This is a genomic window from Mesorhizobium sp. 2RAF45 (assembly GCF_052115225.1).
Taxonomy (GTDB): domain Bacteria; phylum Pseudomonadota; class Alphaproteobacteria; order Rhizobiales; family Rhizobiaceae; genus Mesorhizobium; species Mesorhizobium jarvisii.
Genome location: NZ_JBFRGG010000001.1, coordinates 555,807 through 575,482, shown reverse-complemented (window position 1 = coordinate 575,482; position 19,676 = coordinate 555,807). Strand labels below are relative to the sequence as shown.

The following is a 19,676-nucleotide window of genomic DNA, read 5'->3' as shown; positions in this document are numbered from 1 at the left end:
GAAATGCCGGGTGCTGCGTCTGTCGCGCCCGGGAAATGAGATTGCGGGAAATCCGCAGGGGTTTGAAGCGAATGGCAAAGCTCAAGGTCGACGGGAAAGAGATCACTGTACCCGACCACTACACGCTGCTGCAGGCGGCGGAAGACGCGGGCGCGGAAGTGCCGCGCTTCTGCTTCCATGAGCGGCTGTCGATCGCCGGCAATTGCCGCATGTGCCTGATCGAGGTGAAGGGCGGGCCGCCCAAGCCGCAGGCCTCCTGCGCCATGGGCGTGCGCGATTTGCGCCCCGGCCCCAATGGCGAGCCGCCGGAAATCTTCACCAACACCCCGATGGTCAAGAAGGCCCGGGAAGGCGTGATGGAGTTCCTGCTGATCAACCATCCGCTTGATTGCCCGATCTGCGACCAGGGCGGCGAATGCGACCTGCAGGACCAGGCCATGGCCTTCGGCGTCGATTCCTCGCGCTATCACGAGAACAAGCGCGCGGTCGAAGACAAGTATATCGGCCCGCTGGTCAAGACGGTGATGAACCGCTGTATTCATTGCACGCGCTGCGTCCGCTTCACCACGGAAGTCGCCGGCATTTCCGAACTCGGCCTGATCGGCCGTGGCGAGGACGCCGAGATCACCACCTATCTCGAACAGGCGATGACCTCGGAACTGCAGGGCAATGTCATCGATCTGTGCCCGGTCGGCGCATTGACCTCCAAGCCCTTCGCCTTCCAGGCGCGGCCGTGGGAACTGACCAAGACCGAATCCATCGACGTGATGGACGCCGTCGGCTCGGCGATCCGCATCGACAGCCGTGGCCGCGAAGTGATGCGCATCCTGCCGCGCGTCAACGAGCAGGTGAACGAGGAGTGGATTTCCGACAAGACCCGCTTCATCTGGGACGGGTTGCGCACGCAGCGCCTCGACCGTCCCTATGTGCGCAAGGACGGCAGGCTGGTTGCGGCAAGCTGGGCCGAAGCGTTCGCGACGATCAAGGACGCGGTGTCGAAGACCACGCCCGAGAAGATTGGCGCCATCGCTGGCGATCTCACGGCGGTCGAGGAAATCTACGCGCTGAAGCTGCTGATGGCTTCGCTCGGCTCTAAGAATGTCGACTGCCGCCAGGATGGCGCCGCACTCGATCCGGCGCTCGGCCGTGCCAGCTACATTTTCAACCCGACCATCGAAGGCATCGAGCAGGCCGATGCGGTGCTGATCATCGGCGCCAATCCGCGATTCGAGGCCTCGGTGCTCAACGCCCGCATCCGCAAGCGCTGGCGGGTCGGCAATCTGCCAGTCGGCGTCATCGGCGATGTCGGCGACACACGCTACGAGTATGAATTGCTCGGTGCCGGGCCGGATTCGCTGAAGGATCTGGCCGACGGCAATGGCACGTTCTTCCAGACGCTGAAGAAGGCGACGCATCCGCTGATCATTATCGGCCAGGGCGCGTTGGCGCGCGCCGACGGCGCGGCCGTGCTCGGCCAGACGGCGAAGCTCGCCGCTGCTGTCAATGCCGCTCGCGCCGACTGGAACGGCTTTGCCGTGCTGCACAATGCGGCGGCCAGGGTCGGCGGCCTCGATCTCGGCTTTGTGCCGGGCGAGGGTGGCAAGGATGTCGCCGGTATGCTCGGCGAAACGGACGTGCTGTTTCTGCTCGGCGCCGACGAGATCGATATGGGCAAGACCGGCGGCGCCTTCGTCGTCTATATCGGCACCCATGGCGACCACGGCGCGCATCGCGCCAATGTCATCCTGCCGGCGGCTGCCTACACGGAAAAGTCAGGCACCTACGTCAACACCGAAGGGCGCGTGCAGCAGACCAACCGCGCCGGTTTCGCGCCTGGCGATGCGCGCGAGGACTGGGCGATTCTGCGGGCCCTGTCCGACGTGCTGGGCAAGAAGCTGCCGTTCGATTCACTGCCGCAACTGCGCGCCAAGCTCTATGGCGAGTATCCGCATCTGGCCCGCATCGATCAGGTCGCGGCCGGCAATGCCGAGGACATTGCCGGCGTGGCGAAGCTCGGCGGGCGACTGAACAAGGGCACCTTCACCTCGCCGGTCAAGGATTTCTACCTGACCAACCCGATCGCGCGGGCATCGGCCGTGATGGCGGAATGCTCGGCACTGGCCAAGAGCGGCTTCAAGCAGGCGGCGGAATAAGCATGGACACCTTCTTCTCCTTCTACGTGCTGCCGGCGCTGCTGATCCTTCTAAAGTCAGTCGTGCTGATCGTGGTGCTGCTGATCTTCGTGGCCTACATCCTCTACGCCGACCGCAAGATCTGGGCGGCGGTGCAGTTGCGCCGTGGCCCGAACGTCGTCGGCCCCTGGGGCACGCTGCAGGCCTTCGCCGACCTGTTGAAATTCGTCTTCAAGGAACCGGTCATCCCGTCCGGCGCCAACAAGGGCGTGTTCCTTCTGGCGCCGCTGGTATCGGCGGTGCTTGCGATTTCGGCCTGGGCGGTCATTCCAGTCAACCAGGGTTGGGCGATCGCCAACGTCAATGTCGGCATCCTCTATGTCTTCGCCATCTCCTCGCTCGAGGTCTACGGGGTGATCATGGGCGGCTGGGCGTCGAACTCGAAATATCCGTTCCTCGGCGCGCTGCGTTCGGCCGCGCAGATGGTCTCCTACGAAGTCTCGATCGGCTTCGTCATCGTCACCGTGCTGCTCACCGCCGGCTCGCTCAACCTCAGCGATATCGTGATGTCGCAGCAGGGTGGGCTTGGCACCAGACTCGGCCTGCCCAACACCTTCCTCGACTGGAACTGGCTGGCGCTGTTCCCGATGTTCATCATCTTCTTCATCTCGGCGCTGGCCGAGACGAACCGGCCGCCTTTCGACCTGGTCGAGGCCGAATCGGAACTGGTCGCCGGCCATATGGTCGAATATTCGTCGACGCCGTTCCTGCTGTTCTTCCTCGGCGAGTATGTCGCCATCGTCCTGATGTGCGCGCTGGCGACCATCTTGTTCCTCGGCGGTTGGCTGCCGCCCTTCGACTTCGCGCCCTTCACCTGGGTGCCCGGCGTCATCTGGTTCGTGCTGAAGGTGTGCTTCGTGTTCTTCGGCATCTCGATGGTGAAGGCCTTCGTGCCGCGCTACCGCTACGACCAACTGATGCGGCTGGGCTGGAAAGTGTTCCTGCCGATCTCGCTGTTCATGGTTGTCGCCACCGCAGCCTTCCTCAAGATCACGGGGTTTGCGTGATGTCCGCTTTGTCCCAGGCCGCAAAATCGCTGCTTCTGCAGGATTTCGTCAGCGCCTTCTTCCTGTCGATGCGCCAGTTCTTCGCGCCGAAGGAGACGATCAACTATCCGCACGAGAAGGGGCCGACCAGCCCGCGCTTCCGGGGCGAGCACGCGCTGCGCCGCTATCCCAATGGCGAGGAACGCTGCATCGCCTGCAAATTGTGCGAGGCGATCTGCCCGGCGCAGGCCATCACCATCGAGGCCGGCCCGCGCCGCAATGACGGCACGCGCCGCACGGTGCGCTACGACATCGATATGGTGAAGTGCATCTATTGCGGCTTCTGCCAGGAAGCCTGCCCGGTCGATGCCATCGTCGAGGGGCCGAATTTCGAATTCGCGACTGAAACGCGCGAGGAGCTCTACTACGACAAGGACAAGCTGCTGGCCAATGGCGACCGGTGGGAGCGCGAACTGGCGCGCAACATCTCATTGGATGCGCCGTACCGCTGATATTTGACGCATGGACGAGGCGAGGGGCCTCGTCTAAGGACACAACGAAACTTGCCGACCGGAGGCGGTCGCAAAAATCAAACACGACGAATGTCCTGTTTGGGATAGGAACCCGGGGGAACCCCAATGCTGAGTGGACTAGAGGCGGCCTTTTTCTACCTCTTCGCCTTTGTCGCCGTGGCGTCGGCGTTCATGGTCATTTCATCGCGCAACCCCGTGCATTCGGTGCTGTTCCTGATCCTGACCTTCTTCAACGCCGCCGGCCTGTTCATGCTGACCGGCGCCGAGTTCCTGGCGATGATCCTGCTCGTCGTCTATGTCGGTGCGGTCATGGTGCTGTTCCTGTTCGTCGTCATGATGCTCGACGTCGACTTCGCTGAAATGAAAGAGGGCGCGCTGCAATACGCGCCGATCGGCGCGCTGGTCGGGCTGATCCTGGCGGCGGAGCTGATCGTCGTGCTCGGCGGCTACACATTCGCGCCGAAGCTGGCCGCGACAGTGTCCAAACCGATCCCCGATCTCGCCACGCGCTCGAACACGGCCGCGCTCGGCGACATCCTCTATACCGACTACCTCTACTACTTCCAGATTTCGGGCCTCATCCTGCTGGTTGCCATGATCGGCGCCATCGTGCTGACGCTGCGTCACAAGGAAGGGATCAAGCGGCAGTCGATCGCAGCCCAGGTCGGCCGCACGCCGGCCACCGGCATGGAAATCCGCAAGGTCAAGTCGGGCGAAGGAGTCTGAGATGGTCGTCGGCATCGCACATTATCTGACCGTATCGGCGATCCTGTTCACGCTCGGCGTGTTCGGCATCTTCCTGAACCGCAAGAACGTCATCGTCATCCTGATGTCGGTCGAGCTGATCCTGCTTGCGGTCAACATCAACTTCGTCGCCTTTTCGGCGGCGCTCGGCGATCTGGTCGGCCAGGTGTTCGCGCTGTTCGTGCTGACGGTCGCGGCGGCTGAAGCCGCCATCGGACTTGCCATTCTCGTCGTCTTCTTCCGCAACCGCGGCTCGATCGCGGTCGAAGACGTGAACATGATGAAGGGTTGACGGAACCACCATGTATCAGGCCATCGTCTTCCTTCCACTGCTCGGCTTCCTGATCGTCGGCCTGTTCGGCACGTCGCTCGGCGCCAAGGCGTCCGAATACATCACCTCCGGCTTCCTGGTGATCTCCGCGGTGCTGTCGTGGGTCGCCTTCTTCAGCGTCGGCTTCGGCCATGGCGAAGTGTTCACCGTGCCGGTGCTGCACTGGATCCAGTCCGGCGGGCTGGACGTGTCCTGGGCACTGCGCATCGACACGCTGACGGTGGTGATGCTGGTGGTGGTCAACACCGTTTCGGCACTGGTCCATATCTATTCGATCGGCTACATGCACCACGATCCGAACCGGCCGCGCTTCTTCGCCTATCTATCGCTGTTCACCTTCGCCATGCTGATGTTGGTGACGGCCGACAACCTCGTGCAGATGTTCTTCGGCTGGGAAGGGGTCGGTCTCGCCTCCTACCTGCTGATCGGTTTCTGGTACAAGAAGCCGTCGGCCAACGCCGCGGCCATCAAGGCCTTCATCGTCAACCGCGTCGGCGATTTCGGTTTCGCGCTCGGCATTTTCGGCGTGTTCGTGCTGTTCGGCTCGGTCAATCTCGGCACCATCTTCGCCAATGCGGCGACGTTCGTTCCGGCCGAAGGCGCGCCGCAAGGTGCTGCCGTGCTGACCTTCCTCGGCCATGCGCTGGACAAGCAGGCGGCGATGACCGTCGTCTGCCTGCTGCTGTTCATGGGCGCCATGGGCAAGTCGGCGCAGGTGCCGCTGCACACCTGGCTGCCGGATGCCATGGAAGGCCCGACGCCGGTCTCGGCTCTCATCCATGCCGCCACCATGGTGACGGCGGGCGTGTTCATGCTGGCGCGGCTGTCGCCGCTGTTCGAACTGTCGCATTCGGCGCTGACCGTGGTGACCTTCATCGGCGCCTTCACCGCCTTCTTCGCGGCGACCGTCGGTCTCGTCCAGAACGACATCAAGCGCGTCATCGCCTATTCGACCTGCTCGCAGCTCGGCTACATGTTCGTGGCGCTCGGCGTCGGCGCCTATGGCGCGGCGATCTTCCACCTGTTCACACACGCCTTCTTCAAGGCGCTGCTGTTCCTCGGCTCGGGCTCGGTCATCCATGCCGTCTCCGACGAGCAGGACATGCGCAAGATGGGCGGTCTGCGCAAGCTGATCCCGACCACCTACTGGATGATGGTGATCGGGACGCTGGCGCTGACCGGCGTCGGCATTCCGGTGACCGTCATCGGCACCGCCGGTTTCTTCTCCAAGGACGCCATCATCGAGAGCGCCTTTGCCAGCCACAATTCGGTTGCCGGCCTCGCCTTCGTGCTTTTGGTCATCGCCGCCTGCTTCACCTCCTTCTACTCCTGGCGGCTGATCTTCATGACCTTCCACGGCCAGCCGCGGGCGAGCCATGAGGTGATGCACCATGTGCATGAATCGCCGCCGGTGATGCTGGTGCCGCTGTTCATCCTGGCTGCGGGTGCACTGTTTGCCGGCATCATCTTCCACAATTCCTTCATCGGCGAAGGCTATGCCGAGTTCTGGAAGGCGTCGCTGTTCACGCTGCCGGACAATCACATCCTGCACGAAATCCACGAACTGCCGCTGTGGGTCGAACTGTCGCCCTTCATCGCCATGCTGATCGGCTTCGCGGTGGCCTGGAAGTTCTACATCCGCTCACCGGAATTGCCCCGGAGCGTCGCCGCCAACCATCGCTTGCTCTACGCCTTCCTGCTCAACAAGTGGTATTTCGACGAGCTGTACGACTTCCTGTTCGTGCGGCCCGCCAAGCGCCTTGGCCATTTCCTGTGGAAGACCGGTGACGGCACCGTCATCGACGGGCTCGGGCCGGATGGCATTTCGGCGCGGGTCGTCGATGTCACCAACCGCGTCGTCAAGCTGCAGACCGGCTACCTCTATCACTATGCCTTCGCCATGCTGATCGGCGTTGCCGCACTCGTCACCTGGATGATGCTCTGATGACCGCCTGGCCAATCCTCTCGCTGGTCACCTTCCTGCCGCTGGTTGGTGTGCTGCTTATCCTGTTCATCAAGGATGACAGCGAAAATGCGCGCCGCAACATCCGCGCCATCGCGCTGTTGACGACGACATTCACCTTCATCATCTCGGTGTTCATCTGGACCGGCTTCGACAATTCTCAGTCAGGCTTCCAGTTCGTCGAGAAGGCCGCCTGGCTCGACTCCGGCATTTCCTACCATATGGGTGTCGACGGCATTTCCATGCTGTTCGTCATCCTGACGACGTTCCTGATGCCGCTCTGTATCCTGGCCTCGTGGGAAGCAATCGAGAAGCGCGTCAAGGCCTACATGATCGCCTTCCTGTTGCTCGAAACGCTGATGATCGGCGTGTTCTGCGCGCTGGATATCGTGCTGTTCTACGTCTTTTTCGAAGCCGGCCTGATCCCGATGTTCATCATCATCGGCGTCTGGGGCGGCAAGCGGCGCGTCTACGCCTCGTTCAAGTTCTTCCTCTACACGCTCGCCGGTTCGGTGCTGATGCTGCTCGCCATCATGGCGATGTTCTATCAGTCGGGCACGACCGACATTCCGACGCTTCTGACGCACAGCTTCCCTGCCAATATGCAGACCTGGCTATGGCTCGCCTTCTTCGCCTCCTTCGCGGTGAAGATGCCGATGTGGCCGGTGCACACCTGGCTGCCCGACGCGCACGTCGAGGCGCCGACGGCGGGCTCGGTGATCCTGGCCGCAATTCTGCTTAAGATGGGTGGGTACGGCTTCCTGCGCTTCTCGCTGCCGATGTTCCCGCTGGCGTCGGAAATGTTCGCGCCGCTGGTGTTCACGCTGTCGGTCGTCGCCATCATCTACACCTCGCTGGTGGCGCTGATGCAGGACGACATGAAGAAGTTGATCGCCTATTCCTCGGTCGCCCATATGGGCTTCGTCACCATGGGCATCTTCGCCATGAACCAGGAAGGCGTGCAGGGCGCCATCTTCCAGATGCTCAGCCACGGCCTGGTCTCGGGCGCGCTGTTCCTGTGCGTCGGCGTCATCTATGACCGCATGCACACGCGTGAGATCGCTGCCTATGGCGGGCTGGTCAACAACATGCCGAAATACGCCACCGTGTTCATGGTCTTCACCATGGCCAATGTCGGCCTGCCCGGCACCAGTGGTTTCGTCGGCGAGTTCCTGACCATGCTCGGCGTGTTCCGGGTCAACACCTGGGTGGCGTTCTTCGCCGCCACGGGCGTCATCCTGTCGGCGGCCTACGCGCTCTGGCTCTACCGCCGGGTGATCTTCGGCGCGCTGACCAAGGACAGTCTGAAGGGGCTGCTCGACCTGTCGTTGCGCGAGAAGGTGATCATCTACCCGCTGGTCGCGCTGGTCATCTTCTTCGGCGTCTATCCCGCTCCCGTCTTCGACGCGACGGCCCAGTCGGTCAAGTCGCTCGTCACCAATGTCACCGCATCCATCGGCGCCGCGCAAACCGCGGCGGCGAACTGACCCAGGGGTTTTGCGAACCATGACGCCGGACCTTCTCTCCAGCCTGTCGCTCTCGACGCCCGAGCTGATCCTTGCCATCGGCGCGCTCGCGCTGCTGATGGTCGGCGCCTATTCGCGCGCCAACACCGCCAATACGGTGACCGGCCTTGCCGTTGCCGTGCTGGTGGTCGCCGGCGTCTGGCTGGTCTTTTCCACGGGGCAGGGCAGCGCCTATGGCAACGCATTCATCCAGGATCCCTTCTCCCGCTTCATGAAGGTGCTGGCGCTGGTCGGCTCGGCGGTGACGCTCGTCATGTCGATGCGCTTTGCCAAGGCGGAGCGTTTCGACAAGTTCGAATATCCGGTGCTGATCCTGCTATGCACGCTCGGCATGATGCTGATGATCTCGGCCAACGGCATGATCGGGCTCTATCTCGGCCTCGAGCTGCAGTCGTTGGCGATCTACGTACTGGCGGCGATCAACCGCGACAATCTGCGTTCGACAGAGGCCGGCCTGAAATACTTCGTCCTCGGCGCGCTGTCGTCGGGCATGCTGCTCTACGGCATCAGCCTGGTCTATGGCTACACCGGCAACACCGGCTTCCAGGAAATCGCCTCGGCGCTCGGCAGTGGCCCGCGCCAACTCGGTCTCGTTTTCGGCCTGGTCTTCGTGCTTGCCGGCCTTGCCTTCAAGATCTCGGCGGTGCCGTTCCATATGTGGACGCCCGACGTCTATGAAGGCGCACCGACGCCGGTGACGGCGTTCCTGGCGGCGGCCCCCAAGATGGCGGCGATGGCGCTGATCGTGCGCGTCACCATGGGCGCGTTTAAGCCGATCGCCGCCGATTGGCAGCAGATCATCGTCTTCATCTCGATCGCCTCGATGGCGCTCGGCGCCTTTGCCGCGATCGGCCAGACCAATATCAAGCGCCTGATGGCCTATTCCTCGATCGGTCACATGGGCTACGCGCTGGTCGGCCTTGCCGCCAACAGCCAGGCCGGCGTGCGTGGCGTTGCCATTTACATGCTGATCTATCTGGTGATGACGCTCGGCACCTTCGCCTTCATCCTCGCCATGCGGCGCAAGGAAGGCAATGTCGAACAGATCAGCGACCTGGCCGGGCTGTCATCGACCAACCCGATCATGGCCACTATCCTCACCATCCTGATGTTCTCGCTGGCCGGCATTCCGCCGCTCGCCGGCTTCTGGGGGAAGTGGTACGTCTTCCTCGCCGCCATCAACGCCAACCTCTACGCGCTGGCGATCATCGGCGTGCTGGCCTCGGTGGTGGGCGCCTATTACTATCTGCGCATCATCAAGATCATGTGGTTCGACGAACCGGTCGGCGGCTTCGTGCCGATGGCCAGTGAATTGCGTGTCGTGCTCGGCGTCTGTGGCGCCTTCGTGCTGTTCTATGTGCTGATCGGCGGACCGATCGGCACCTATGCCGAAGCCGCCGCCAAGACATTTTTCTGACGGGATGGCATTTCGGCTGGCCCCAACCTCGGCGTCGGAAGGGTTCCGGCTCGAGGCCCATGACAGCGTCGGCTCCACCAACACGGTGGCGCTGGACCACGCCCGGGCAGGTGACCCGGGCAGGCTGTGGGTTGTTTCCAAGAAGCAGGAAAGCGGGCGTGGCCGGCGCGGCCGCGCGTGGGTGTCGCCCGATGGCAACCTGGCGGCGACCTTGCTCGTCATCACCGGTGGTGAACTACGGCTGGCCGCGACGCTGGGTTTCGTCGCGGGCCTTTCGCTTGCCGATGCACTCGACGCCGCGGTGCCGAAGGGCCGCATCGCCGTAGGACTCGATGGCGCAAGCCAGGGACAAAACCGTTTCGAGCTGAAATGGCCGAACGATGTGCTTGCTTCGGGCGCGAAGCTCGCCGGCATCTTGCTGGAGTCGGCGATACTGGAGGGCGGCCGTTTCGCGGTGGCGGTCGGCATCGGCGTCAATGTGGTGGCGCACCCCAGGGATTTGCCTTATCCCGCGACATCGCTGCAAGCTCTCGGCGCGACATGCGATGCCGAAACGCTGTTCCTGGCGCTGTCGGATTCATGGAGCGAAAACGCCCGGCTGTGGGATGAAGGCCGCGGCCTTGCCGCCGTCAGGCGGCGCTGGCTGGCGCGCGCGGCGGGGCTCGGCGGCGAGGTAGCCGTCAGAATTGACGGTAATGTGGTGCGTGGGGTGTTCGAGACCATTGACGAGGACTGCCGTTTCGTGATCCGCGACGATGAGGGGTCGGTGCTGACGATCGCGGCTGGCGACGTGCATTTCGGCGCAGTGGCATCCGCTCGGGTATAGTTTGTTTCTGCGCAATTCCGGACGGAAAACCGTTAGACACTTTTCCTGGAATTGCTTTAACGGCTTGGCCTGAGGGCCAGGAAGGGAAAAATCATGGCGAAAGCGGAAAACGCCGAACTCGTCTTCGTGCCGCTTGGCGGCGTCGGCGAGATCGGCATGAACTTCGCCCTCTACGGCTACGGCCCGCCGAGCGCGCGCGAATGGATCGTCATCGATGTCGGCGTCACCTTTCCCGACGCGGCGCATCCGGGCGTCGACCTGATCCTGCCCGACACGCGCTTCATCGAGGAGAACCTCGCCAATCTGCGCGGCATCATCATCACCCACGCGCATGAGGACCATTATGGCGCGCTGCTCGACATCTGGCCGAGGCTGAAGGCCCCCGTGTGGATGACGCCGTTCAGTGCCGGGCTGCTGGAAGCCAAGCGGCAGGGCGAGCAGGGGGCGCCGAAGATTCCGCTGACGATCTACCGGGCCGGGGAGAAATTCACCGTCGGTCCGTTCGAGATCGAAGCCATTCCGGTGGCGCACTCCATCCCCGAGCCGATGTCGCTGGCCATCACCACGCCAGCCGGCACGGTCATCCACACCGGCGACTGGAAGATCGATCCGGAACCGACGATCGGGCCGAAGACCGACGAGGCGCGCTTCCGTGCCTATGGCGACAAGGGCGTGCTGGCGCTGATCTGCGATTCGACCAATGCGCTGCGGGAAGGGGAATCGCCGTCGGAAGTGGCGGTTGGCGAGGGGCTCAAGGGCGTCATCCAGAGTGCCGTCGGCCGTGTCGCCGTCACAACCTTCTCCTCCAATGTCGGGCGTATCGTCTCCATCGCCAAGGCGGCGCGCGATGCCGGCCGCCAGTGCCTGGTGCTCGGCCGCTCGTTGAAGCGCGTTATCGACGTTGCCGACGAGCTTGGCTATATGGACGGCCTGCCGGAATTCATTGCCGAGGAGGATTTCGGCTTCATCCCGCGCGAAAACCTGGTCATCATCTGCACCGGCAGCCAGGGCGAGCCGCTGGCAGCACTTGCGAAACTGTCGCGCGACGAGATGAAATCGGTGTCGCTGACGGCGGGCGACACGGTGGTGTTCTCCTCACGCACCATCCCCGGCAATGAGAAGGCGATCCTCGAGATCAAGAACCGCCTGATCGACCTCGGCATCAAGATCATCGAGGACGGCGACGCGCTGGTGCACGTCTCCGGCCATCCCCGGCGCAGCGAGTTGCGCAAGATGTATGAGTGGGTGCGCCCAAAGATCGGCGTTCCCGTGCATGGCGAGGCGGCGCATCTTGTGGCGCAGGGCTCGCTGATGTCGACCTCCGGCATCGGCCAGGTGGCGCAGGTGCGCGACGGCGACATGCTGCGGCTCGCTCCCGGCCCCGCCACCATCATCGACCAGGTGCCGTTCGGTCGCATCTACAAGGACGGCAATCTGATCGGCACCGACCAGGCGATGGGCATTCGCGACCGGCGCAAACTGTCCTTTGCCGGCCATGTCGCGGTCAATGTCGTGCTCGACGACAAATACGAGCTCGCCGGCGATCCCGATCTGGTCGCCATCGGGGTCGCCGAGGCCGACGCCAGCGGCGAGACGCTGGAGGATTTGATGATCGATGCGGCCGTTGGTGCGGTCGATTCGATTCCCCGCCAGCGGCGCAAGGACCTCGACCTGGTACAGGAAGCGGTGCGGCGCGCGGTGCGCGGCGCCGCCAACGAAGCCTGGGGCAAGAAGCCGCTGGTGACGGTGTTCGTCACCAGATGAGGGTAGCGCTGGTTCGCGGCTCTAGACGTTCAGCTGATAGCTGACCGGGAGCCAGCGAAAAGAGCCGTTCACCGCTTCGATGTAGCCCAGGCCTGGAAACGGCATGTGATGGCCGGCGACCAGCAGGCGCTGGTCCGCCGCCATCTTCAGCAAACGCTTGCGGGTCTCGATCGCCCGTTCCTTGTCATCATCGAAATCCGCATGCCATTCCGGATGCTGGATGGACACGACATAGTGCAGGAACGCATCCGACCAGATCAGCAATCGCTGGCCGCCGCTTTCGACGAGAAATGCCAGCAGGCCGGGGGAATGGCCTGACGCGTCGATGGCGGTAATGCCCGGCAGCACCTCATCTCCAGGCGCTATGAACGTTGCCCGGTCGGCCAGCCCGGTGCAAATCCGCCGGAACAGATCACGGTTGGCCAACCTGGCCGCGCGCACCGCTGTTGCCTCGGTCCAGAAAGCGAATTCAGCCGCGCCAAAAACATAGCGGGCCTGGCCGAAGACGGGTTTGCCGTTGCTGACAAGCCCACCGATGTGGTCCGGATGGCCGTGGGTGATGACCACCACGTCGATATCGTCAGGATCAAGCCCAAGGTCCTGCAAGCACTCCAGGAGTGAACTGCCCTCATCGCCGCATCCGGTGTCGAACAGGATCCTTTCGGATCCGGTGTCGATCAGCGTCGGGATGAAGCAGTGCTCGAATCGATCCCGGTCGATGAAGTTCGAGACCGCGAGTTGCTGCACCGCGGTTGGCGGCTGTCCGGCCGCGAAGGCTGCTGCAAGATTGTCTCTGATATCGACAGCGTCGAGCAAGGCGGCAATCTTGAATGAGCCGAGATCGAAGGTGAAAACGCGGGCGCGGGCAGGGCGGATGTAAGACATTGCCGTTTGTACTTTGCGGTTGTGGGCCGGAATAGCCTCGATCGTGATTCGGCCGAATGTTCACCAAAGTGCGACAGTGCGCGCCTCGTGAATGGCTGTTGATCTCAGCTGATTTGACGTATGACGCCAGCCAGTGACAGAAGAGAGATAGCTCGTACATGCTCGGACGGCTGAACCATGTCGCGCTTGCGGTGCCGGATCTGGCTGCCGCCGTTGCCGCCTACCGCAACACGCTTGGCGCCGAAGTGACGGAGCCGCAGGCTTTGCCGGAGCATGGCGTCACGGTGGTGTTCGTCAATGTCGGCAACACCAAGATCGAATTGCTGGAACCACTGGGCGAGGGCTCGCCGATCGCCGCGTTCCTGGCGAAGAACCCGTCAGGCGGCATGCATCATCTCTGCTACGAGGTCGACGACATCCTGGCCGCGCGGGACCAGCTCAAGGGCGCCGGCGCGCGCGTGCTGGGCGACGGCAATCCGAAGACCGGCGCGCATGGCAAGCCGGTGCTGTTCCTGCATCCGAAGGATTTCTTCGGCACGCTGATCGAACTGGAGCAATCATGAGCTGGGTTTCGTTCACCGCCCTGTTTTTCGCGACCTGGTGGGTGGTGCTGTTCGCCGTACTGCCGTTTAGCGTCAGGACGCAGGACGACGATCATGACGTGACACTGGGCACGGTTCCAAGCGCGCCGCGCGGGCCGCACATGCTGCGCGCGGTGATCCGCACCACCATCGCCACGGCGATCCTCATGGGCATTTTCTATGGGCTGACGCACGGGCTGGGCTACAGCCTCAACGACATCCCGCATATCGTGCCGGATTTCGGCCAGACCCCGGCGAAATAGATCGCCCGGCGAGAGTGCGACGACGACGTCGATGCGCCGCGGATGAGGGTCGAGACGCTGCCATGCTTCACGGCTGACCGCTTGCTGACGTTAGGTCATGTGTTCTGACAGCACGCCACGCTAACCAGATGATTGCACAAAAAAAATGCAAGGCACGAGGCCTTGCAATTAAACGCGTCCGATCTGTTTCCGGTTTCCGGCGGCAGCGAGTAACCGCGCCTAGATCGCATCCTCCCAAGACTTTGACCGCGTAGGAGAGCAGATTTTTCTCCGCCCTCTCGGTTATCGCGGCACACTAGCCTAAGCCGAATGAAAATGTCACGAAGAATTTTGCCTCGAAACAGGCATTCTCGTGCTGCACTGCACAATAGTATGGCATGCTTTGCTTGGGAAACGACCAGCAAGGCTCGGCGGAGCCTTTGCGGCATGTTCTGGATTGACGCGCGCAAAGAATTGGCGGCCAAAACCGAAGAGGTTCGGCATGCCCGATGCCGGCACGTCCTGGTCCGGAAACCGGAGGATTCCGGGCCGTGGCGCGCTAATGTGCCGCCATGCCCGGGTTTCCATTCCGTCATGAAATGGCTATGAAGCCGGGGCAAGCAAGCCTGCGTCGCGCCGATTCTGGCGTGGCCGTTCTCATTCACGGACCAGTCCATGCGTTTGTCGCGCTATTTCCTGCCCATCCTCAAAGAAAATCCGCGCGAGGCCGAGATCGTCTCGCATCGGCTGATGCTGCGTGCCGGCATGATCCGCCAGCAGGGGCAGGGCAGTTTTTCCTGGTTGCCACTTGGCAAGCGGGTGTTGGACAAGGTCTGCCAGATCATCCGCGAGGAGCAGAACCGCGCCGGCGCGCTGGAAATCCTGATGCCGACCATCCAGTCGGCCGATCTGTGGCGCGAAAGCGGCCGCTACAACGACTATGGCAAGGAGATGCTGCGCATCAAGGACCGCCAGGACCGCGACATGCTCTACGGCCCGACCAACGAGGAAATGGTCACAGAGATCTTCCGCGCCTATGTGAAGTCCTACAAGGATTTGCCGCTCAACCTCTACCACATCCAGTGGAAGTTCCGCGACGAGGTGCGGCCACGCTTCGGCGTCATGCGCTCGCGCGAGTTCCTGATGAAGGACGCCTATTCCTTCGACCTCGACTTCGAGGGCGCGAGGGCTGCCTACAACAGGATGTTCGTCTCCTACCTCAGGACGTTTACGCGCATGGGCCTGCAGGCGATTCCGATGCGCGCCGACACCGGGCCGATCGGCGGCGACCTCAGCCACGAATTCATCATCCTGGCCGATACCGGCGAAAGCCAGGTTTTCTGCCATCGCGACTATCTTTCGCTTGCCGTGCCGGGCGCCGAAACCGACTTCGCCAATGACGGCGAGATATCAGATATCGTCAAGACATGGACGACGCCCTACGCCGCCACCGACGAGATGCATGACGAAGCAGCTTGGGAAAGGGTGCCCGAGAGCGACAAGGTTTCGGCGCGCGGCATCGAGGTTGGTCACATCTTCCATTTCGGCGAGAAGTATTCCAAGCCGATGGGCGCCAAGGTGACCGGACCGGACGGCAAGGACCATTTCGCCTCCGGCGGTTCCTACGGCATCGGCCCGTCGCGCCTGGTCGCGGCGATCATCGAAGCCAGCCATGACGAGAACGGCATCATCTGGCCCGACGCCGTGGCGCCTTTCGACATCGGCCTGATCAACATGAAGGTGGGCGACGCCGATTGCGACCGTGTCAGCGAAGAGCTGAATGCCGCCTTCACCGCCGCCGGCAAGGACGTGCTCTATGACGACACCGACCAGCGGCCGGGCGGCAAGTTCGCCACCGCCGACCTGATCGGTCTACCCTGGCAAGTGATCGTCGGACCGCGCGGCGTGGCCGCCGGCGAGGTCGAGATCAAGAATCGCAGGACCGGCGAGCGCGAAACGCTGCCGATCGCTGATGCGAAAAAACGCTTCGGTGTCGCCGCATGAGCGAGGCGGCGGCGGCAAGATCAGCGGGCGCCGGCCCGTTCTCCTTCTTCGAGCGCACGGTTGCCTGGCGCTATTTGCGCTCGCGGCGCAAGGAGACGGTGATCTCGGTCATCGCCTCGATCTCCTTCCTCGGCATCATGCTGGGGGTGGCGACGCTGATCGTCGTCATGGCTGTGATGAACGGGTTCCGCGCCGAGCTTTTGACGCGCATCCTTGGCGTCAACGGCCATCTGATCGTGCAGCCGCTCGACTCGCCGCTTGAGGACTACGCCCAGGTTGCCGGCCGCATCAACGGCGTGCCCGGCGTCAAATACGCCATTCCGCTGATCGACGGCCAGGTGCTGGCGCAAGGCAATGTCGGCGGCGGCACGGGCGCACTGGTGCGCGGTATCAGGGGCGAAGATCTCGGCAAGATCGCCATCGTCGCCAACAACATCAAGCAGGGTTCGCTCGCCGGTTTCGATTCGGGCGAGGGCGTCGCCATCGGCAAGCGCATGGCCGAGAATCTCGGCCTGACGCTGGGCGACACCATCACGCTCATCTCGCCCGATGGCGACGTAACGCCGATCGGCACGACGCCGCGCATGAAAGGCTACAAGATCGCGGCGATCTTCGAAGTCGGCATGTCGGAATATGACACGTCCATCGTCTACATGCCGTTCTCCGAAGCGCAGCTCTATTTCAACATGGATGGCCGTGCGCAGACGATCGAGATCTATGTCGACAATCCCGACAATGTCGACGCGCTGAAACCGAAGGTGGAAGAGGCGGCGCAGCGGCCGATCGACATGGTCGACTGGCGCCAGCGCAACGAGACCTTCTTTTCCGCCCTGCAGGTCGAGCGCAACGTCATGTTCATGATCCTGACGCTGATCGTGCTGGTGGCGGCGCTCAACATCATTTCGGGACTGATCATGCTGGTGAAGGACAAGGGGCACGACATCGCCATCCTGCGCACCATGGGCGCCTCGCGCGGCGCCATCCTGCGCATCTTCCTGATGACGGGGGCGGCGATCGGCGTCACCGGTACGCTCGCCGGCGTGCTGCTCGGCGTCGTCATCTGCACCAACATCGAATCGATCCGCCAGTTCTTCTCCTGGATGACCGGCAAGGTGCTGTTCAACCCGGAGCTCTATTTCCTCAGCCAGCTGCCGGCGAAGATGGATCCGCGCGAGACGACCTATGTCATCATCATGGCGCTTGGGCTGTCCTTCCTGGCAACGGTGTTTCCGGCATGGCGGGCCGCCCGCCTCGATCCGGTCGAAGCCTTGAGGTACGAGTAGTGGCCGAGGTCATTATCGAGCTGAAGAGCGTCGAGCGGCACTATGTCCAGGGGCCGCGCAAGCTCACCATTTTGAACGGCGCCGATTTCTCGCTGAAGCGCGGCGAGATGGTGGCGCTGGTGGCGCCATCCGGCACCGGCAAGTCGACGCTGCTGCATACGGCCGGCCTGCTGGAACGCCCCGACGCAGGCGACGTGATCCTGGCCGGCCGGGCCTGCGGGCGGCTCTCCGACGACGAACGCACGTCAATCCGCCGCAACGATGTCGGCTTCGTCTACCAGTTCCACCATCTGCTGCCGGAGTTTTCCGCGCTGGAAAACATCATGATGCCGCAGCTGATCAAGGGCCTGCCGCGCAAGGAAGCGGCCGAGCGCGCCGCGCAACTGCTCGACTATATGCAGATCGGCAAGCGCGCCTCGCACCGGCCGTCCGAACTCTCCGGCGGCGAGCAGCAGCGCGTCGCCATTGCCCGCGCCGTCGCCAATGCTCCGCTGGTGCTGCTGGCCGACGAGCCGACCGGTAATCTCGACCCGGTCACCGCCTCCTATGTCTTCGAGGCGCTGGGCGCGCTGGTCAAGCAATCGGGCCTGGCGGCGCTGATCGCCACCCACAATCACGAGCTGGCATCGCGCATGGACCGGCGCGTCACGCTCGCCGACGGCAAGGTCGTGCCGCTTTAGGCTGTGCCGATATCAGGCGAATTGACCGAATATCGACACATCCGCGAAGATGGGTTTGGCCGAATCTTCATATGGCTTTCTAGACCTCGCCGAGGGCCTGTCGCCATTCACTATCGTGACCTGTTGATAGGCGTCTCGCCATCAACCTTTCCTTAACCCTGCCGATCTGATCGCCCGGAGATTCTTGCCGGGACCGGATTCTGCGCGTTGACATTGAAACAAAATTAGAACAAATTGCGAACATATCAACAACAGGAGAGAGTTATGACCGATCTGGTTCAGGATGTCATCTCACTGGTTTGCATGAGCACTTTCCTCATTTCCATGGCGATCTGGATCGGCGCCATGTGATCTGGCGGCTCTCGCCGCCGTCGTTCCTGGCGGATGAAGTCCGCTTCCCCGTTAAGCCTTTCTTGCCGCCGCGGCGCTAGGGTGCGCCTCTCAGGCAGGGAGCAACATTCAGGTGTCGCCCATCGTCACTGCCATTCTGGTGGCCAGCAATCTCGGGCTGATCTTTCTCTTGATGACCGTGCCGCTTGGTTCGCGCACGGTCAGGGTCAGCCGCGTGATTGCGATGGACCGCCAGCGACTCTGGCAGGCGCTATGGCCGCTTGGCAGCGATGCCGGCTGGTCCGGCGAGATCCTGTCGGCCGAGCCGCTGGACGGGGAGGGTGTGTCCCGCATCATGCTGTCGTGGGAAGGCCGCGACGGCAAGCCGATCGAGCGCAGGGCGCGGTTTGACGATGTCGTCGAGGGCAGCCGCTTCTCGATGCGCGTGCTTGAGGATACGGCGCTCGATGCCTCGTTCTGGAAAGACTATCGCGAAACCGCCGAGCTCGTCTCCGAAGGCAGCGGCACGCGGGTAACGCTCGGCCGGACGGATCGTTACCGCGGTGTTGCCTTTCTGGTGTTCCGTTATTTCGCCATGCGCCGCGAACTGTCCAAGCTGCAGCGTTGGGCGATGACCGGGCAGTACCGCAAGGGCGGTTGGTTCGAGCATCCGCTGAGCCAGGTCGGCTTTGCCGTGCTGTCGGCATTGATCTTGTGGCCGTTCTTCGGCCTTCACCTCGGGGGGCTGGCGCTGGCCGCCATCCTGACGTCGGTCGTTGCCCTGCACGAGCTTGGCCACATGGCGGCATTCCGGCTGATGGGCCACCGCAAGGCGCGGATGATCTTCATCCCGCTGCTCGGCGGCATCGCCATTGGCGGCCGGCCCTACAACAGCCGTTTCGAAGTGGCCTTCGTGGCGCTGATGGGGGCGGGTTTTTCCGCCTTCCTGGTGCCGATCGTCATCGCCGCCAGTGCGCTGGCCGGCAGCGAGGGGCATAAGGGCGCGGCCGCGCTGCTGGCGGCGCTGGCAGGCTGTGCGGCCCTGTTCAACATCGCCAATCTGGTGCCGGTGTGGAAGTTCGATGGCGGCCAGGTGCTGCGCCAGATCTGCCCGGGGCCGGTCGCGCTGGCGCTGGCCTCGTTCTTCCTGCTCTCGGCATTTTTGGCGGTGGGCTGGCGGGCCGGCTTTTCCTCCGGCTTTCTGCTGGCGACGGGAGCGGTCTTTTCAATCCTAAGCCTGCTGACGATGGGCAGCGGGGTGAAGCCGCGTTACGAGCTGAAGCCTATCCGTACCGTCGACCGCTTCGCCATCGCCGGCGCACTGCTGGCGGTGTTCGTCATCCATGGCTGCGGCGTTCTGTGGGCGTCGGCGCAATTGCTTTGAGCTGG

General features: G+C 63.1%; 17 protein-coding genes. 16 read left to right on the top strand and 1 reads right to left on the bottom strand.

Annotation, left to right across the window (positions count from 1 at the left end):
• The first annotated feature begins 71 nt into the window (after window positions 1-71).
• The 10 genes from nuoG to AB4Z43_RS02810 all read left to right on the top strand — a co-directional run bounded on the left by nuoG (window position 72) and on the right by AB4Z43_RS02810 (window position 12,282).
• Window positions 72-2,153, top strand: a complete 2,082-nt coding sequence (nuoG, locus tag AB4Z43_RS02855; RefSeq protein ID WP_441935814.1) for an NADH-quinone oxidoreductase subunit NuoG — start codon at window positions 72-74, stop codon at window positions 2,151-2,153.
• A gap of 2 nt (window positions 2,154-2,155) precedes the next feature.
• The gene (nuoH, locus tag AB4Z43_RS02850; RefSeq protein WP_019858935.1) at window positions 2,156-3,199 is read left to right on the top strand and encodes an NADH-quinone oxidoreductase subunit NuoH; all 1,044 of its coding nucleotides are present in this window, start codon (window positions 2,156-2,158) and stop codon (window positions 3,197-3,199) included.
• Complete coding sequence (gene nuoI / locus AB4Z43_RS02845; protein WP_027046992.1) at window positions 3,199-3,690, top strand: NADH-quinone oxidoreductase subunit NuoI; 492 nt, start codon at window positions 3,199-3,201, stop codon at window positions 3,688-3,690. Before nuoH ends, nuoI begins: the two co-directional genes overlap by 1 nt.
• Before the next feature lie 126 nt (window positions 3,691-3,816).
• Window positions 3,817-4,437 (top strand): NADH-quinone oxidoreductase subunit J, encoded by a 621-nt coding sequence (locus tag AB4Z43_RS02840; RefSeq protein WP_019858932.1) that lies wholly within the window; start codon window positions 3,817-3,819, stop codon window positions 4,435-4,437.
• A 1-nt stretch (window position 4,438) separates the two neighbouring features.
• Entirely contained in the window at window positions 4,439-4,747 is a 309-nt protein-coding gene (gene nuoK / locus AB4Z43_RS02835) for an NADH-quinone oxidoreductase subunit NuoK (RefSeq protein ID WP_019858930.1), read from the top strand.
• A 10-nt stretch (window positions 4,748-4,757) separates the two neighbouring features.
• A complete protein-coding gene (gene nuoL / locus AB4Z43_RS02830) occupies window positions 4,758-6,731 on the top strand; it encodes an NADH-quinone oxidoreductase subunit L (protein ID WP_019858929.1) in 1,974 nt (657 codons plus the stop codon).
• A complete protein-coding gene (locus AB4Z43_RS02825; RefSeq protein ID WP_019858928.1) occupies window positions 6,731-8,236 on the top strand; it encodes an NADH-quinone oxidoreductase subunit M in 1,506 nt (501 codons plus the stop codon). The genes nuoL and AB4Z43_RS02825 overlap by 1 nt, the downstream gene beginning before the upstream one ends.
• A gap of 19 nt (window positions 8,237-8,255) precedes the next feature.
• Window positions 8,256-9,692, top strand: coding sequence for an NADH-quinone oxidoreductase subunit NuoN (gene nuoN / locus AB4Z43_RS02820; protein ID WP_019858927.1), 1,437 nt, complete (start codon window positions 8,256-8,258; stop codon window positions 9,690-9,692).
• A gap of 4 nt (window positions 9,693-9,696) precedes the next feature.
• Window positions 9,697-10,518 (top strand): biotin--[acetyl-CoA-carboxylase] ligase, encoded by an 822-nt coding sequence (locus AB4Z43_RS02815; protein WP_441935809.1) that lies wholly within the window; start codon window positions 9,697-9,699, stop codon window positions 10,516-10,518.
• Window positions 10,519-10,611: 93 nt separating this feature from the next.
• The gene (locus AB4Z43_RS02810; protein WP_019858925.1) at window positions 10,612-12,282 is read left to right on the top strand and encodes a ribonuclease J; all 1,671 of its coding nucleotides are present in this window, start codon (window positions 10,612-10,614) and stop codon (window positions 12,280-12,282) included.
• 21 nt (window positions 12,283-12,303) lie between these two features.
• Here AB4Z43_RS02810 and AB4Z43_RS02805 read toward each other — a convergent pair whose 3' ends face one another.
• Complete coding sequence (locus AB4Z43_RS02805) at window positions 12,304-13,167, bottom strand: MBL fold metallo-hydrolase (RefSeq protein WP_064983955.1); 864 nt, start codon at window positions 13,165-13,167, stop codon at window positions 12,304-12,306.
• Between the two features lie 158 nt (window positions 13,168-13,325).
• On the opposite strand from AB4Z43_RS02805, the gene mce reads away from it, so the two are divergent.
• The 6 genes from mce (at window position 13,326) to AB4Z43_RS02775 (ending at window position 19,671) form a co-directional block, all read left to right on the top strand.
• Window positions 13,326-13,730 carry a methylmalonyl-CoA epimerase gene (mce, locus tag AB4Z43_RS02800; protein ID WP_064983957.1) on the top strand — a complete coding sequence of 135 codons (405 nt, stop codon included), beginning with the start codon at window positions 13,326-13,328 and terminating at the stop codon, window positions 13,728-13,730.
• Window positions 13,727-14,011, top strand: coding sequence for a DUF1467 family protein (locus AB4Z43_RS02795; protein WP_010910093.1), 285 nt, complete (start codon window positions 13,727-13,729; stop codon window positions 14,009-14,011). The genes mce and AB4Z43_RS02795 overlap by 4 nt, the downstream gene beginning before the upstream one ends.
• 654 nt (window positions 14,012-14,665) lie before the next feature.
• On the top strand, window positions 14,666-15,994 hold the full coding sequence (proS, locus tag AB4Z43_RS02790) for a proline--tRNA ligase (protein ID WP_441935806.1): 1,329 nt from the start codon (window positions 14,666-14,668) through the stop codon (window positions 15,992-15,994).
• Window positions 15,991-17,277, top strand: a complete 1,287-nt coding sequence (locus AB4Z43_RS02785; RefSeq protein WP_019858920.1) for a lipoprotein-releasing ABC transporter permease subunit — start codon at window positions 15,991-15,993, stop codon at window positions 17,275-17,277. Before proS ends, AB4Z43_RS02785 begins: the two co-directional genes overlap by 4 nt.
• Window positions 17,229-17,957: an ABC transporter ATP-binding protein gene (locus AB4Z43_RS02780; protein ID WP_196232823.1), complete on the top strand. Its 729-nt coding sequence runs from the start codon at window positions 17,229-17,231 to the stop codon at window positions 17,955-17,957. Before AB4Z43_RS02785 ends, AB4Z43_RS02780 begins: the two co-directional genes overlap by 49 nt.
• A 463-nt stretch (window positions 17,958-18,420) precedes the next feature.
• Window positions 18,421-19,671, top strand: a complete 1,251-nt coding sequence (locus tag AB4Z43_RS02775; protein ID WP_019858917.1) for a peptidase M50 — start codon at window positions 18,421-18,423, stop codon at window positions 19,669-19,671.
• Window positions 19,672-19,676 lie beyond the last annotated feature (5 nt).

Bases quoted from the DNA above. Each gene is read 5' to 3' on its own strand.
- nuoG (WP_441935814.1), top strand. From the start codon at position 72: ATGGCAAAGCTCAAGGTCGACGGGAAAGAGATCACTGTACCCGACCAC.
- nuoH (WP_019858935.1), top strand. From the start codon at position 2,156: ATGGACACCTTCTTCTCCTTCTACGTGCTGCCGGCGCTGCTGATCCTT.
- nuoI (WP_027046992.1), top strand. From the start codon at position 3,199: ATGTCCGCTTTGTCCCAGGCCGCAAAATCGCTGCTTCTGCAGGATTTC.
- AB4Z43_RS02840 (WP_019858932.1), top strand. From the start codon at position 3,817: ATGCTGAGTGGACTAGAGGCGGCCTTTTTCTACCTCTTCGCCTTTGTC.
- nuoK (WP_019858930.1), top strand. From the start codon at position 4,439: ATGGTCGTCGGCATCGCACATTATCTGACCGTATCGGCGATCCTGTTC.
- nuoL (WP_019858929.1), top strand. From the start codon at position 4,758: ATGTATCAGGCCATCGTCTTCCTTCCACTGCTCGGCTTCCTGATCGTC.
- AB4Z43_RS02825 (WP_019858928.1), top strand. From the start codon at position 6,731: ATGACCGCCTGGCCAATCCTCTCGCTGGTCACCTTCCTGCCGCTGGTT.
- nuoN (WP_019858927.1), top strand. From the start codon at position 8,256: ATGACGCCGGACCTTCTCTCCAGCCTGTCGCTCTCGACGCCCGAGCTG.
- AB4Z43_RS02815 (WP_441935809.1), top strand. From the start codon at position 9,697: ATGGCATTTCGGCTGGCCCCAACCTCGGCGTCGGAAGGGTTCCGGCTC.
- AB4Z43_RS02810 (WP_019858925.1), top strand. From the start codon at position 10,612: ATGGCGAAAGCGGAAAACGCCGAACTCGTCTTCGTGCCGCTTGGCGGC.
- AB4Z43_RS02805 (WP_064983955.1), bottom strand. From the start codon at position 13,167: ATGTCTTACATCCGCCCTGCCCGCGCCCGCGTTTTCACCTTCGATCTC.
- mce (WP_064983957.1), top strand. From the start codon at position 13,326: ATGCTCGGACGGCTGAACCATGTCGCGCTTGCGGTGCCGGATCTGGCT.
- AB4Z43_RS02795 (WP_010910093.1), top strand. From the start codon at position 13,727: ATGAGCTGGGTTTCGTTCACCGCCCTGTTTTTCGCGACCTGGTGGGTG.
- proS (WP_441935806.1), top strand. From the start codon at position 14,666: ATGCGTTTGTCGCGCTATTTCCTGCCCATCCTCAAAGAAAATCCGCGC.
- AB4Z43_RS02785 (WP_019858920.1), top strand. From the start codon at position 15,991: ATGAGCGAGGCGGCGGCGGCAAGATCAGCGGGCGCCGGCCCGTTCTCC.
- AB4Z43_RS02780 (WP_196232823.1), top strand. From the start codon at position 17,229: ATGGCGGGCCGCCCGCCTCGATCCGGTCGAAGCCTTGAGGTACGAGTA.